Source organism: Dyadobacter koreensis, from assembly GCF_900108855.1.
Lineage (GTDB): Bacteria > Bacteroidota > Bacteroidia > Cytophagales > Spirosomataceae > Dyadobacter > Dyadobacter koreensis.
This window is the reverse complement of the sequence record NZ_FNXY01000003.1, coordinates 352,994-367,369: the sequence shown is the minus strand read 5'-3', so window position 1 is coordinate 367,369 and position 14,376 is coordinate 352,994. Positions and strand designations below refer to the sequence as shown.

General features: G+C 41.4%; 12 protein-coding genes. 4 read left to right on the top strand and 8 right to left on the bottom strand.

All coding sequences use genetic code 11. The features are described 5' to 3' along the window. Nucleotides 1–4: 4 nt before the first annotated feature. Nucleotides 5–1,612 (bottom strand): hypothetical protein, encoded by a 1,608-nt coding sequence (locus BMY70_RS10270; RefSeq protein WP_090335088.1) that lies wholly within the window; start codon nucleotides 1,610–1,612, stop codon nucleotides 5–7. 254 nt (nucleotides 1,613–1,866) lie between these two features. On the opposite strand from BMY70_RS10270, the gene BMY70_RS10265 reads away from it, so the two are divergent. Beyond that, on the top strand, nucleotides 1,867–3,246 hold the full coding sequence (locus BMY70_RS10265) for a leucine-rich repeat domain-containing protein (RefSeq protein WP_090335087.1): 1,380 nt from the start codon (nucleotides 1,867–1,869) through the stop codon (nucleotides 3,244–3,246). A gap of 44 nt (nucleotides 3,247–3,290) precedes the next feature. Here BMY70_RS10265 and BMY70_RS10260 read toward each other — a convergent pair whose 3' ends face one another. Together BMY70_RS10260 and BMY70_RS10255 are read right to left on the bottom strand one after the other, a co-directional pair. Further along, on the bottom strand, nucleotides 3,291–5,465 hold the full coding sequence (locus tag BMY70_RS10260; protein ID WP_229209560.1) for a DUF5916 domain-containing protein: 2,175 nt from the start codon (nucleotides 5,463–5,465) through the stop codon (nucleotides 3,291–3,293). A gap of 37 nt (nucleotides 5,466–5,502) precedes the next feature. After that, complete coding sequence (locus tag BMY70_RS10255; RefSeq protein ID WP_090335085.1) at nucleotides 5,503–5,820, bottom strand: DUF3817 domain-containing protein; 318 nt, start codon at nucleotides 5,818–5,820, stop codon at nucleotides 5,503–5,505. Nucleotides 5,821–6,067: 247 nt separating this feature from the next. On the opposite strand from BMY70_RS10255, the gene BMY70_RS10250 reads away from it, so the two are divergent. After that, on the top strand, nucleotides 6,068–8,665 hold the full coding sequence (locus tag BMY70_RS10250; RefSeq protein ID WP_090335084.1) for a TonB-dependent receptor: 2,598 nt from the start codon (nucleotides 6,068–6,070) through the stop codon (nucleotides 8,663–8,665). A 3-nt stretch (nucleotides 8,666–8,668) separates the two neighbouring features. Then, a complete protein-coding gene (locus BMY70_RS10245; protein ID WP_090335083.1) occupies nucleotides 8,669–9,085 on the top strand; it encodes a hypothetical protein in 417 nt (138 codons plus the stop codon). 64 nt (nucleotides 9,086–9,149) lie between these two features. Here BMY70_RS10245 and ccsA (BMY70_RS10240) read toward each other — a convergent pair whose 3' ends face one another. From ccsA (BMY70_RS10240) to BMY70_RS10220, 5 genes are all read right to left on the bottom strand, one after another. Next, nucleotides 9,150–11,744: a cytochrome c biogenesis protein CcsA gene (gene ccsA, locus BMY70_RS10240; RefSeq protein WP_090335082.1), complete on the bottom strand. Its 2,595-nt coding sequence runs from the start codon at nucleotides 11,742–11,744 to the stop codon at nucleotides 9,150–9,152. Beyond that, nucleotides 11,741–12,175: a cytochrome c maturation protein CcmE domain-containing protein gene (locus tag BMY70_RS10235; protein WP_090335081.1), complete on the bottom strand. Its 435-nt coding sequence runs from the start codon at nucleotides 12,173–12,175 to the stop codon at nucleotides 11,741–11,743. Before BMY70_RS10235 ends, ccsA (BMY70_RS10240) begins: the two co-directional genes overlap by 4 nt. Nucleotides 12,176–12,180: 5 nt before the next feature. Beyond that, on the bottom strand, nucleotides 12,181–12,402 hold the full coding sequence (locus tag BMY70_RS10230; protein WP_090335080.1) for a CcmD family protein: 222 nt from the start codon (nucleotides 12,400–12,402) through the stop codon (nucleotides 12,181–12,183). 35 nt (nucleotides 12,403–12,437) lie between these two features. Next, entirely contained in the window at nucleotides 12,438–13,136 is a 699-nt protein-coding gene (ccsA, locus tag BMY70_RS10225; protein WP_090335079.1) for a cytochrome c biogenesis protein CcsA, read from the bottom strand. Nucleotides 13,137–13,232: 96 nt separating this feature from the next. Next, entirely contained in the window at nucleotides 13,233–13,895 is a 663-nt protein-coding gene (locus BMY70_RS10220) for a heme exporter protein CcmB (RefSeq protein WP_090335078.1), read from the bottom strand. A gap of 247 nt (nucleotides 13,896–14,142) precedes the next feature. On the opposite strand from BMY70_RS10220, the gene BMY70_RS10215 reads away from it, so the two are divergent. Next, on the top strand, nucleotides 14,143–14,370 hold the full coding sequence (locus tag BMY70_RS10215; RefSeq protein ID WP_090335077.1) for a FeoA family protein: 228 nt from the start codon (nucleotides 14,143–14,145) through the stop codon (nucleotides 14,368–14,370). Nucleotides 14,371–14,376 lie beyond the last annotated feature (6 nt).

Below are 14,376 nucleotides of genomic sequence, written 5' to 3'. Positions count from 1 at the left end.
TAATTTATTTGCTGCGTTCATCCGAATTTTTTTGATACAGGACTTCCGTGTTAGTCTTGTAAACTTCATGATAATTTTCTTTCACAAAATTATTAATCTCAGGAAAATGGATGAGTTTGCAATCTTCGTTTGTGAGCAGTCCACCCGGAAGTGAGAGATCTAAAAACCACCTGGGATGGTTTTTTTCAAGATCAGAAAGGTATCGGTCGCGGTAATATTTTCCAAGATCGGATTTGTAACTTGTCTGAAAATCAAAATGAACATCTCTGGTGCCCATGACCAGTCTTGCTGCATGATTATAGTAAGATCCCCAACCCCAAACGGCCATCCTGTCGCCCGGAACTCGGCCTGCATAGAGCTTTTCGACTAACTTTTGATTGATGATATCGGATAAATATTGTTTCTCATTTTCAACCATTCGGGTCGCACTTTTAGCATTGATGAAAAATACAAATGCAATCGCCAGGCTCGCCAGCGGAACAAGCAGCTTACTTGGTTTCCATTCATATTTTATCAAAAGCCAGACCATATAGCTATATAGCGGAACGACCAGAAGCAGAGTATAGTGCAGGAAGTATCTTCCGGGTTTGATGATACAATAAATCGTCACGATGATGGTAAGGATAAAACCTGCATGATATAGCAAATCAATAGATGTCAGACTTTTCCTGATAACGATCAGAAAGATCCCCGGGATCAGGAATCCCAGAAGTAATAAGGGAAGTAAAGACCGTATGCTGGATTTTAGAAAGGTTGTGACTAATTCGGCTGTGATCATATTCACAGTGGTATATCTGAGATTACCAATAATATAAGATTGAACGAAATCGTAAAAACCACCGTAGAGCCAGATTATTAATAATGCCAGCAAATGGGTAAAAATAAAGCTGGCCAAAAATAACATACCGTCTCTTCGATTTTTTTTGACAAAAAACAGCAGGATGAAGCATGCAGCAGCGAGATATATAAAGATGGGAGTTACCTGCAATTTTACGTAAAAGGCGGATGCACAGGCAATGCCGGCAATGATGAGGTGATACCTTTTGACTTCATATCCGAATGAAATAAGAATCAGCGCGCTTAACATGATGGACAGAAAAAGCATCGGAAAGTTTTCGCTGGATGCGTGAATAAGGTCCGGAAAGTAGAAGAATCCGATGGTCAGGATTAACGGGATAATTACAATGCGGGCAAACGCTGAATTCGAAACTCTTTTAAAAGTTAGAAACAGGATGAAGACAGTAGGAATTTGAAAAACCAACGTATAAATTATTCTCAATTCTCCATACGAAGACCAATCTGCAAGTTTTATTAAAATAATAGACGGTAAAAAGTTTAATGGGCCAGAGGTTGTCGGGTCCACAGAAATCCAGGCACGTGGATCAAGGGCTAGTGTTCTTCCGCCACTCAGCATGATGCTTTCATCAATGTTAAGCATACCCGAATCGAAAGTCGCCATTTTAATCAGGACTAAGAAGATAGAAGCAGGCCCAAGGAAAAAACCGTCACTTTTCTTGAATGGAGTCTGTTCGGCCCCAGAGGCTTTAAAAAGTGTAATAATGCATAGCAGACTGAGCGCTGCATTCCCGGTCAGGTAATGTATCAAATTCATTTGTGTTGGGTAAAGTGGGCAATCCGGATCAGTGGATGTGATTTTGACATGGCAGTACACACAACTGTTTCTGATTAACTAACGCAAAAAAATAGTTTTCTGAGGTTTCAAATTTATTCTGAGGTTGATTTTTTGCACGAAAGGAAATGATGAAAGCGGGGAGCCTCTATTTTATATAAAGGAAAATTATATAAAATAATTTTTATGACTAAGTTTTTAGTTATATTTGAAATCTCATTTAAATTATAACCGTCATGAAAATAATACTAGCATTTTTCTTCACCTTACTGGCCGGCGGAGCAGTCGGCCAGGCCAGGATTATGACGAGAGACGAGGCTGAAAATAAGAAATTTCATCCGGATATGCAGCCCGTTTCCTATTCCACCGAGGGTGACGCAATTTCTGTTCAGAGGCTGCAATTTTTTCTAAAAGAATCTCTTGGCACTGTCATTTCGGAGCAGGCGGATCCTGGAATTGGTGTATTTGCTCAGGTTTTTGTGAATGCAGGAGGAGGAATTGATTATTTGATCTTTGATGCAGAACAAATTAAAGGTTATGATAAGGACTCGTTGAATAAAATAATCAAGGAAAAATTTGTTGCCGTTACAAATAGTTGGCAGCTTAGCGTTGCGCCTGAAAAGCCCTTTCAGCTCGCAACTTTCAACTTTTTCGGAAAAAAGCTGGCTTATCGAAAAGTCCGGCATACAGACAGCTCTGTGGTTGACGTTCCGTACGCGCAGGCATTTGCCGACTCTTTGAAAGTAAAAAGGATCTTTTTCAACGATCTGGAATTGACGAATGTGCCGGAAGTTATTTATCGCTTTCCCAATACAGAAGAATTGTATTTAAATTCAAACAGGCTCGTTGACGTAAATATTGATTTTAGTCGCTTCCCAAAGTTGAAACAGCTGCATTTGCAAAACAATGAGATCACGAACGACGGTTTGATTTTATCTCAAAATAATTCGCTCAATACGTTAAATCTCAGAGATAACAAGCTTACGGACATTCCAATAGCGGTCAGAAATTGTAAAGAGCTGTCGAGTTTGTGGTTGGGTGGAAATTCTTTATCGGCGTTATCGAACCGGAGCTTCAGAAAATTGAAACAGATTAAAGACCTCAATTTTTACAAATCAGGGCTCGCTGTTTTGCCAAAAGGAATCAGAAAGATGAAAAATCTGGAAGTTCTGGATTTGTATTATAATCAATTTGAAAAGTTGCCAAACTCCCTGACCAAGCTGAAAAAATTAACGCATCTGGCGATTTCCTACAATCAGCTGAAAACGCTGCCGCCAAAGATGAACCGTTTGAAAAATGTACATACTTTATATGCGCATCATAATCGTTTAAGCGCTTTGCCGGAAAGTGTGTCCCGGATGAACAAGGTGAATATTTTGGATCTCGGTTTTAACTGGTTTACAAATTTTCCTGCGGAAGTGGCCTCGCTGAAAGGCTTGAAAGAATTAGATATTTCATCCAATAATTTCGCTGCGTTTCCCGAGAAATTATTGGATATCAAAGAACTTGATAAAGTTTACCTGCAAGGAAATCCGTTTGTAAGTGAAGATATAAATACCAGATACAAGCGGCAGTTAGGGGTGTTAAAGGAAAAAAAGGTGGAGGTGTTTTATTGATTAAAAGAAGCGCCAAACCGGCTAATCCGGTTTGGCGCCTTAAGTTACAGATTCCACCAATACGTAAATTTGAGAACGACCGCCCTGCTTTTTACCATAAAGTTCTCTGGTAAATAATTATCAGTATACACAATGTACAAATCAGACGCCGGTTTGTAACGCCACTGTAATCTTGAATTCAGATTGATATTATCTGCCTGATTATTGTACTGCATGAATGTTGTAAAATATAGATTGTTACGGAACGTCACATCGACACGCGGGCCAACCAGCCAAAGTTGTGTGCGGTTCCAGGGTGCAGTCAAATGAATGTCGTTATAATTCCCTGCAAGGGCAATCGCGACATACGGTTGCACACGGTAACCGAGTTCTGTCCTTAAATTGGTTCGGGTACCATTGTTGTAATATCCTCCAAAAAGTCCGGCAAACGTATAGGTGAAATGTTTTTGCGGACCCGATATAATTTCAAATCCGGCCGATGTCCAGTTATGTTCAGTGCCCGTCGCCAATCTTTCCTTACCTAAATTCGTAGGATCAAAGGGGCGAAGCAGCCGGGTATAGTTGCTTGTCACATAAGCAGAAATCGTTGCACGGGTGATGAAATTCAGGTTATAAGAAAATGTCAGTTCACGGTCGCTGAGCGACATTTGTTTGTCCCAGTAAATATTGCTCACGAATTTTGGCCCATGGCTGATAATTTTTGGATTCTTTATGAAAAACAAATAACCAACAGTCGGGCTGATTTTGTAATAACCATTTCTCGTAGCGTTGGGGACATAACCGACTTCGGCGTTATAGTTAGCTCCTACATATTCATGCTGCCACTGCCAGAAAAAATTCGCTTTGCTGAACTTCAGATCTGCCGCATGAACGAAATCATCACTCGATTTCCCAGGCGTAAACGATTTCAAGAACATCACCTTTCCAGTCCATAAATTATTGACGCTGGCAAGGTTATATTCTGCCCCGATGTTTCTGTTATATTGATAAGTGTTCTGATTTTTTTCCAGCGAATAATTAACCGCATCCCGGTTTATAAAGATAAATCGCACATTGGAGCGGGCGAAAACCTGTCTCTGCAAAGCAAAAACGGCGTAGTTATTTTTAGGGATAGTATCCTGCGAGCCGGTCTGGACATCCAGAACTCCGATACGCCAATTCTTATTCAGCTTTCCGCTCATCCGTGCCCCAAATTGTATTGGGACGCCCAAACCAATGCGGCGGGAGAAAAATGGACGAATGGTAGCGTACCCGAAGTTGGCAAACAAATCAGCGTTTTCCAGAAAAAACTGTCTTCGTTCGGGAAAAAACAATTCAAAACGGTTCAGATTTGTTTGCTGAACATCGACATCAACCTGCGAAAAGTCCGGGTTTACCGTAAGGTCCAGATTCATCGAGGGAGACAAACCGATTTTAACATCACCTCCAATGTTTGTTTTGTATTTATTGGATTGCCCGTTTTGAAAATCCTTTGTCAACCGAGTGGCAGCATAAGGAATGACGGAAATATTGGGCCCCGGGCTTGGTGGCGGCTGATCCCATACCAGCACGCCGGTATAGGCCAGTGCCGCGGACGGGAATTGTCTGGGAACAGGAGCCCAGGCAGACTTCTCAGAAATCGTCAAATCCTGGCGGCTGAAATTGATACCCCAGCGTGATATGCCCGACTTGTACCGAATACTTTTAAATGGAATAGAGGCTTCCCAAACCCACTTATCCGGATCATTTGTGACCTCACTTACCCAGCGGTTATCCCAGCTAAGATCGACAGTTCCTCCGTCGCCCATCTGGCCGTCCCACGGAGCGCCGGCAGCATTTGCTCCGAACGAAAATCCATTCGTACGGTCATCAAAGGTGTCCATGAAAAGCAGAAAGTTGTCATTTTTTCCAAAATTGAAATCACGTTTCAATGATTCAACGATAATTGAATTTTTGACAGTCTTGTAATTCACAACCAGAATATACATGTTGTTGGCGTCATACGACATTTTTACCGTCGTCTGTGCGCGCGAATAACTGGTATCCATGGGAGTGACCATGAAAAAATTGGTGGCCGTTTCAGCCGATTCCCAGGCAGCGTCGTCCGGATTTCCGTCTACCCTAATCGGGGACGGCGCGGGATGAATGTGATATTGAAATTTTTCATTAGGTTTTTGGGCCAGACAGTTTCCGATTAGAAAAAAGCATAGCAGGAATTTAATTAAGGATTTAGGTAGCACTTCTTCGTTATGGGTAGGAATATGATTGATTAAAAATTTACATGGAATTTTGGTTGGGTTCTTTAAAGATTTTGGCATCAGCATAGAAGGTGCCGAATGGAATGATAGAGGCAAAAAGACCAAAAAAGAATTTTTTCCAGCCCCAGCTGTATTCAAACACGACCTGGATCAAGAGTACAAGATATAGAATAAACAACACGCCGTGCGCCATACCTACAAAACGAACAGCCTGCGGATAACCGGCCCAATATTTTAATGGCATCGCAATACCCAGGAGAATCAATAATGAGGTACCTTCAAGAAATGCAACAAAACGTAATCTGCCCAGAGCAGTTTTGAGTAAATTGGCTAACATGAATTTAAGGAAGTAAATTAAAATGCATCTTTCAATTGTAAAGATAACATTTAAGCGGTTTCAGGAAGTGGTTGAGGAGTATAAATGCCTCAGTCTGGGGGAAAAAAGAATGGATTCTGTGAAATAGGATAAACTTTCTTGTGAATAATGTAAAATTTTTTTCCTGAAATTTAAATCAAAGGTTAAACTTGCGAAATAATTATTTAACGGCACCGGCATTTCATCATTTTAACTAATCTCATACACTGTGAGTAAATTATATTTTTCCTTCTTCTTGGTTTTAATTGTCTCTCAGGCAATTGCCCAGAAATACAAAGTTGCAGGAATTATCAAAGACGAAGAAGGAAAAGGAATAGGAGGTGTTTTGGTCAGGGAATCGGGAACCAGCTCCAGCGCGACCACAAACCAGTACGGGATATATGAAATGCGTGTCCATTATGGAAATGCAACGCTGATTGTGACCGCAGACGGTTATTATAAAGTTACGAGAGACATCAATGGTATCGGTACTCAGAATTTTATTCTGAGCTCTGTTTCAAAAGCCAGGCAAAAAGGTATTGTCGGTTCACGCAATCTTAATGCTACCGAGGCTGATTTATCTTCACCGGTCGATGTTATTGACGTTAAGAAAATAGCAAGTCTGAACGGGCAGTTTGATCTTCCTCAATTGCTTCAATATGTTTCCGGCTCATTTAATTCAAACAGGCAGCTTGGTGCCGACGGTACCGATCTGATCGACGCCGCTTCGATTCATGGTATGGGGCCTGACCAGATGTTGGTACTCGTTAACGGAAAAAGACGACATCAGTCATCCCTGATCAACTTGTCCGGGACACGTGGAAGAGGAAATAATGGTTTTGACTTTAGTACCATTCCTGTTTCATCCATTGACCGGGTTGAAATTTTGCGCGATGGGGCTGTGGCTCAATATGGTTCTGACGCGGTTTCAGGTGTTATCAATATCGTTTTGAAGGATCATACGGATGGTTTTTCAGCGAATGCAAATGCAGGAATTCGGATGGCAAAATATAACCGGGATTCGAGCAGCTGGGATGGATTGAATTATAACGGAAATATCAATTATGGGACAAAAATTGCTAAATCGGGTTTTTTTAACGTAACAGCAGATTATAATTTTCAGGATCATACCAATCGGGCTGATACGCAGACGGACTCGATACTCAGAAGAAAATTCGGCGATCCGAAAATTTATAACGGAAGTTTGAGTTACAACACGGTGATTCCCGTTTATAAAAATACCGGAATATACAGTTTTGGAACGGCCAGTTATCGTCAGGGTGAAACGTATAGCTGGACGCGAGGCGCGAGGGATTCTACTAATTTTATCAAGTTGTATCCCAATGGTTTTGATCCGCTTGTTTCCCGTGTCGTTGATGACCGCTCAATAACTTTAGGCGCCCGGACGGCTTGGAATGGGTTTAATATCAATTTGAGCCATACGTATGGTTTCAATAAATTTAGTTATGACGTCAAAAATACGCTGAATAAATCGTTTGGAATGGATACCACGCGATCTTCCTACGAAGCGGGTGGTTTTCAGACTTCTCAAAATGTTACGAATCTTGACGTGACAACCTTTTACAAGGACATTCTGGACGGAGTTCATCTGGCGTTTGGTGCTGAATATCGAATGGATAGTTATAAAATCAACGTTGGAAATCCACTTTCTTGGAGAACTTACAATCCGTTAAAATTTGGAGGTGCGCAAGGCTTCAAGGGATATGGAGAAACGGAAGCTATCGATCAGAAGAGGAATAATGCTGCGGGTTATGTAGATATAGAAGCAAAATTTGATGAAAGTTTATCGGTAAATGCTGCCGGCCGTTTCGATTATTACAGCGATCTTGGAAGTGCCGTAAGCGGGAAAGCTGGTTTGCGGTATAAAATTACGGATGCGCTGAGTATTCGTGGTGCTTACGGACTTGGTTTCAGAGCTCCGTCTTTGGCTCAGCAACATTATAGTTATGATATCCTCATTCCTTCGAAGGCAAACCTGGAATATCCTCAGTCCAATGTCATTACGAGATCGGGAAGTGAGATTAGCAAAGCGCTGGCTGCACCGGATCTTAAAATGGAAACCACGCACAACGGGAGCGCCGGGATCGTTTTTGCACCGGATAATAATTTTTCAGTTTCGGTGGACGGTTATTATGTCAGAGTTCAGGATCGTGTTATTTTGACCGGTCCAATCGACTCCAATGACAAACAGGTGGGAGCGTTGCTGAAAAGGCTGAATGTTGCTCAGGTACGTTTCTTTACGAATGCTTTGACGACCTCAACTGCTGGTGTTGACCTTAGTTTAAAATATACAGCTGACCTGGGAACAGGGAAATTGAATACGATCCTTTCTGCTAATTACAATACGATGAGTATTGATACTATTAAAACGAATGAAAGGCTGGCAAACAAACAGGCAAATTATCTGGATAAGCGCGAACGCTATTTTATACTGGCCTCAGCACCGCCGATGAAAATAAACCTTACGCTTGATTACATCGCTGGCCCGCTGACATTCATGGTTCGGGGTACTTATTTCGATGAAATTCAGCTGATCAACCGGAATTTTGGCGGAATTGACAAAAGTGGAAAAGCTTATACGGAAAAGGACTATATTGATATATACAAATCTATGATCCAGGCTGATGCCAGTTTGAGTTTGAAAGTGAATGAAAAAATTTCATTTACTATTGGCGGCAGTAATTTATTAAACGCATATCCGACGATGTCAAAGCCTGGCAGGACAGAATCGGGAGGGGCCTGGGACTCGGTTCAGGCGGGGAACAATGGTTCGTTCTTCTTCACCAGAATCTTTTACAAATTTTGATTTATGAAGGTCTGTTACATACTTGTTTTTATGTTGTTCTCGCGAATCAGTTATTCTCAGCCGTGTTCGCTCTTGACAGATACTTTCCGCGAAGCTGATAAACTACGAAGCGAGAAGGATGAATTTCAGCGGTTTCGTTTTAGTGAAAAACAGCTGGACCAGGTTCAATTGTTACCAGGACTGGATAAAGGAATTAACAATATCAGAACATTACAAAAGGTTTTAGACCAGGATTTTGATTCTTATTCAAAAAACTTATTCTGGCAGTTGGATGAAAAACTGGCCACCCATCGATTGGATGAAGTAAAAAAGGAATGCCCTGAAACAAGTTTCAAGGTTTACGAAGACGAAATCATTTTTTATAAATCGAAATACAGAGCTTTTGATCCTGAAAAAGATAAAGTTGTGACACCCAATTAATTAATATTCAGGACAAAAAAATAACCAGTCGATATCGGCTGGTTATTTTTTTTGGCTTAATTGCTTAGACAGCAGCAGGTTTTCTATTCTTCTTAGGTTTTAAAACACCCGCATTTTCTTTGTCACGCATTTTGATAAAATCTTTAAAACGGCGAATCGTTGCCATTATGAAGCCGATAACCAATACGAAAGTACCCAGCCATAGAATATTGATTAACGGCTTTTCGGTTGCTTTCATTACGATGAAATCGCGTTGTGTCGTGTTTACCGCAAATGTGAATTTTCCTGTCGACGGATCAATTTCCTGGAACTGGACACGGAAACCAAGATCTTTATTTACCTCCGGCTTACGCGCTACTAAACGATCACGGATTACGAAAGAAGGAGTAATTACAAACTCCTGATCTTTGTCAAGAACACGAATCATCGCCTTTACAGCAGCATCGCCCTCACCAAGTTTGATACCTTCGACTTCTTCTGTACGCACTACATTGTCCAGAATCGCTACGTAGTCGTTTACAAAAAATGTATCACGCATGCTGATCGTAAAATTTTCCGTTGGGCTCCAAACAGGTTCTGCCGTCGGATTTGTTACCATAGAGACATACGTATACAAGTCCTTGTCTACTTCACGCTGAATATCCGGAGAAGAAACCAGGCCCATTCTCGGGTTGATCTGTGCACGAGGGAACAGGTTGAAAACACGGCCGGACGGCTCGCGGTACTCAATTTCGTAATAGAAGTTTTCAGGGAAAATTTCTATTGTGTCACCTTTAGAATTGTATTTTTTATCATTAACAACAATATCTCGAAGTGCAACGGCATGGAAATCGTTTTCTATCATATCCACCCAGCTCTTCGGGATATACCCCGGAATATGACGTGGCTCAACCCGCACATCACGCCAGGTCAGCATATAGTCACCCATTTTTTCAGGCTTGTTCAGCCAGAGCGTAATGTTTTCTTTATTTTCCTTATTATCATTGTTTGTAAATTCCGCGCTGCGGGAAATCATCAGACCGGAATTATTGATCGAGACAACCTTGGTATAAGCAGACGAAAACAGAATTCCCAAAAGCATTAAGGCAACCCCGATATGCGTTACGGCACCACCCGACAAGCTGTAATTTCCTTTTACAATCTGGAATAAAATGGCTCCATTGGAAACAATCGCGAAAATCGAAGTGGTCAGAAGAACAATATATTGAATTTCTTTAACGCCCTGATACGTGATAACCGCCGCACTGATCAGCAATGCTACAAGCAATGGATTGTACAGAACCTGCAATTTGTCTTTACCCACACGTTTCCACCAGAAATACTGGCCAATACCCGTAAGAACGATAATCAGTGAGAAGAACCAAAGCTGAAACTTGTTATAGTGAGCAACCTGATCGGCAGGAAGCGCCATATTTAAAACACCGCCAAAAGCTTCCGCAATTTTGTTATAAACCGGAATGGAAGTCGTAGCCAGGATCTGGAAACCGGACAAACAAAGTAAAGTAGCTCCGATAAAAATCCAGAATTCCTGAGAATAAGTAGAAACTTCTTCTTCATCAGAAGGCAGTTCTTTCCAGCGATATACCAGCAAGGCAATCGATACAATGGTAAACGTCAGAAGATAAATCAGCAACTGACCGGACAATCCTAAATCAGTGAACGAGTGAACAGAAGCATTTCCCAAAACCCCGCTGCGGGTCATGAACGTAGAATAAAGGATCAGGATAAATGTTGCAATCGCCAAAATGAAAGACGTTTTAAGTGCCGTTGCATTTCTTCTTGCAATGATCATTGTGTGAATCGCAGCAATCAGAATTAACCATGGAACGATAGACGAGTTTTCAACAGGATCCCAGTTCCAGTAGCTACCAAAGTTTAGCGTTTCGTAAGCCCAGTAAGCACCCATCAGGATACCAATACCCAAAATCATTGCTGAGAACAAAGCCCACGGCAACGCCGGACGGACCCATTCATGTATTTTTTTAGTCCACAAACCTGCGATTGCGAAAGAAAATGGAATCAATGTCGTTGCAAAACCGAGAAACAATGTTGGGGGATGAATAACCATCCAGTAGTTTTGTAAAAGTGGATTCAAGCCATTACCATCTTTGGCGATAAAGTTTGGATCCATTTTGTAAACCGGAAGGTCCGGCATTACTTCCTTCATCAAAAGGAAAGGCGTAGATCCGATTTTTAGATCCAGACCAGGAATCACTACACCCAGGATCATGGAAGTCAAAAATGCCTGAACCAAGGCGAAAATTGTCATTACGGGCGCTTCCCATGAACGGTTTGAGAATATCAGTACCGATCCCAGAACGACATTCCAGAAAATCCACAAAAGAAAACTTCCTTCCTGATCCTGCCAAAAACTGGAAATCGTATAACCTGTCGGCAAGGAAAGCGAAGAATTTTTCCAGGCATAATGGTATTCGAAATAATGATTTCCAATAATCCAGTATAACGAGAAAACAATGCCGATAACAGCCATGGCGTGAATCGAGAATACAACTCTGGCGTATTTTTTCCAGGATGTAACTTCGTTCAGCGGAGTTCCGGCAAGTCCTGCTTTAAAATACGCAAATACTGCCAGCAGGGCAGAAGCAAATGCGATGATAGTGAGCAGGTGGCCTGCACTTCCAATGGTAGTATGAATCATGATTTAGATGCGGTTGCTTCGGTAGTTTCCATTTTGCCGTTTTCGTATTTCGAAGGACATTTCATCAGAATTTTTTCTGCTGCAAACGTACCATTCTCCATTTTTCCAACAACCACAACCTGTTCTGATTTGTCAAAGTCCTGAGGTTTGGTGCTTCTGTACACGACCTTCTGAACCATATTTTTATTGTCGATCAAAGAAAATTCGAAATAATTCGGATCGATCTCCGGGTGGTATTGCATATCCACGATCTGTCCGGCAGAATTTTTTGGTAATTTTCCTACGACATGAATACTTTCCGTGTCGCCATCTTCGGCCATTTCTTTTGCTTTTCCAAAATCAACGTAGGTACTCGCATCGCCAGCAGTTGAAACGATAATTCCAATAGCCACTGCAATTATTATAAGACCTAATAACTGGATCTTTTTCATACTATTTACTTGATATTTAATTCTTTTTCTATTTTACTAACCTTCGAATCCACGCGAAACATATTGATCGCAATACCTGCAAGCACAATAGCAACCACAGCAACAACCACCCATATCTTTCCGTCGGCTCTCAGTTTGTCAGCCATTTCTACCTGGTCGGCAGCCTGGGCAAAAAGGAGTTGCGGCAGGGATACAAGCGTTAGTAAAAGGAGAATTATTTTTTTCATGATGATATAATCTTAACGAAATTAAACTTTGTTTGTTATTGATGCACTTTGGCGGCGGTGTCAGCATTGGCAACACGTTCGCGCAAAAACCGGTTAATTCTTTTCACTCGCACTCTCAGCTCGATCAGCCACACACCCATAAGGGTCCAGCCGATAATCGCAGGATAAAATACTTTTCGCATCTCATTGTTCATATCATAAGAGCTGAACGCGGGATTTCCACCGTTTCCGGGATGAAGAGAGTCTGTCAAACGAGGCAGAATGTATATCAGCGGGATGAAAACAGCAAAAGCCAAAATGTTGTAAACCGAAGATATTCTTGCCTTACGCTGCTCATCTTCGAACGAACTTCTGAGAAGCATATAGGCCAGGTACATCAACATACCGACCGCGGCTCCGTTCAATTTAGGATCGTTTGGCCATGGATCTCCCCAGGTGTAATTCGCCCAGACAGAGCCGGTTAAACAACCTAAAATTCCGAAGAACAAGCCTCCTTTTGCAAATTCACTGGCTTTGTCATCATGATCCAGCAAGCCGCTCCGTAAATATTTGAAAGAGAAAACCATGGATGTGAAAAGCATGATCGTCATCGACATCCATAAGGCAACGTGGAAATAAGTATTCCGGATACTTTCGTTCAGAATGGGCTGATGGGGAACCGGGCCCATAAATCCCACGATTATGACGTAGAATAAAATGAATATACAAAGAATTTTCCACCAATATTTCTTCATAATATATTGATAATTAGGGTACTGTTTTTGGGAAAAAGCTGGCTGAGTTATAACAAAAATTAGTTAAATCTCATTCCGGTAATTGAAAAATTATATTTAACTCCTCCACAAAAAAGGGAAAAGCAGGTAACTCAATGTAATAACAATTAAATCGATTGATAATAGTGTGGTGATTTCGTCAATACTGACACTCCAGTCGAGCCCGTCCATTGCATTTTTCGCCAAACGAATTGTCATTAAAAGCATTGGCAGAATGATCGGAAAACTTAGAACTGCCATCAGCGTTGCGTTGTTTTCTGCTTTTGATGCGATTCCGGCTACCAACGTAAGTACCGAAGCAAAACCAATTGCGGAAAGCAAAATACAGATAAGGTACAGTCCAACATCCTGAACCGGATTTCCCATCACAAACGCATAAAAGCCAAAACCAATCCCGGCAAGCAGCAGCATGACCAATGAATTGTAAATAATTTTTGAAACAATAATGGCCTGTGGACTGCATAGATTGTAATAGTAAATCAGACGCCCATATCGTTCCTGTGAAAAACTTTTTGCAATTGCATTCACTGCGGTAAACAGAATAATGATCCAGAAAAGCGTATTCCAAACGATAGGAGTCAGCTGGCCGCGGCGAAGGTTAAAGCTTAGATAACAAACAAAAACGGTAGATACCACGTACAGTAACATACCACTCAAAGCGTATTTTTGTCGCCATTCCAGCGTCACTTCTTTCCAGATGAGGGTTTTTATCTCGTTCAATACTTTTTGCTATCGGCAGTCAGCAACCAGCTTTCGGCGCGGTGATTATTTTCCGTTACTCTTGCTTCCTGACATTCGTCTTTTCGCGATGCAAAAGTACGACACAAAACCCGAGCGTAATAATAAAAATGGGATGTTTTTGCATGATTTATAGCAGGGTTTTGTTAAATGATCGAGTTAACTGTTTGAATTCCGGGCGGAGAATGCTTAATTTGCACTTACGTATATTTAATCTAAATAAGCTAATATGTCGGTTCGTACAGTTTCGCAGCTCCAAAAAGGGGAGAAGGCGGTTATCAGATCATTCTCTGATCGGCTGATGTCTTTGAAATTATTGGAAATGGGATGTGTGCCAGGTTGTGAGGTGCGTCTGGATGCGGTTGCTCCCTTGGGTGACCCAATTTGTATAAATGTCGGTGGTTGTTATTCCTTATCATTACGATTAAATGAAGCGTCAACTATCGAAATTGAGTAATTCGTT

What these genes read in the sequence shown, in the direction of transcription:
- ccsA (WP_090335082.1), bottom strand. Translation starts at nt 11,744, where the DNA reads ATGATTCATACTACCATTGGAAGTGCAGGCCACCTGCTCACTATCATC.
- ccsA (WP_090335079.1), bottom strand. Translation starts at nt 13,136, where the DNA reads ATGAAGAAATATTGGTGGAAAATTCTTTGTATATTCATTTTATTCTAC.
- BMY70_RS10265 (WP_090335087.1), top strand. Translation starts at nt 1,867, where the DNA reads ATGAAAATAATACTAGCATTTTTCTTCACCTTACTGGCCGGCGGAGCA.
- BMY70_RS10235 (WP_090335081.1), bottom strand. Translation starts at nt 12,175, where the DNA reads ATGAAAAAGATCCAGTTATTAGGTCTTATAATAATTGCAGTGGCTATT.
- BMY70_RS10230 (WP_090335080.1), bottom strand. Translation starts at nt 12,402, where the DNA reads ATGAAAAAAATAATTCTCCTTTTACTAACGCTTGTATCCCTGCCGCAA.
- BMY70_RS10255 (WP_090335085.1), bottom strand. Translation starts at nt 5,820, where the DNA reads ATGTTAGCCAATTTACTCAAAACTGCTCTGGGCAGATTACGTTTTGTT.
- BMY70_RS10270 (WP_090335088.1), bottom strand. Translation starts at nt 1,612, where the DNA reads ATGAATTTGATACATTACCTGACCGGGAATGCAGCGCTCAGTCTGCTA.
- BMY70_RS10245 (WP_090335083.1), top strand. Translation starts at nt 8,669, where the DNA reads ATGAAGGTCTGTTACATACTTGTTTTTATGTTGTTCTCGCGAATCAGT.
- BMY70_RS10215 (WP_090335077.1), top strand. Translation starts at nt 14,143, where the DNA reads ATGTCGGTTCGTACAGTTTCGCAGCTCCAAAAAGGGGAGAAGGCGGTT.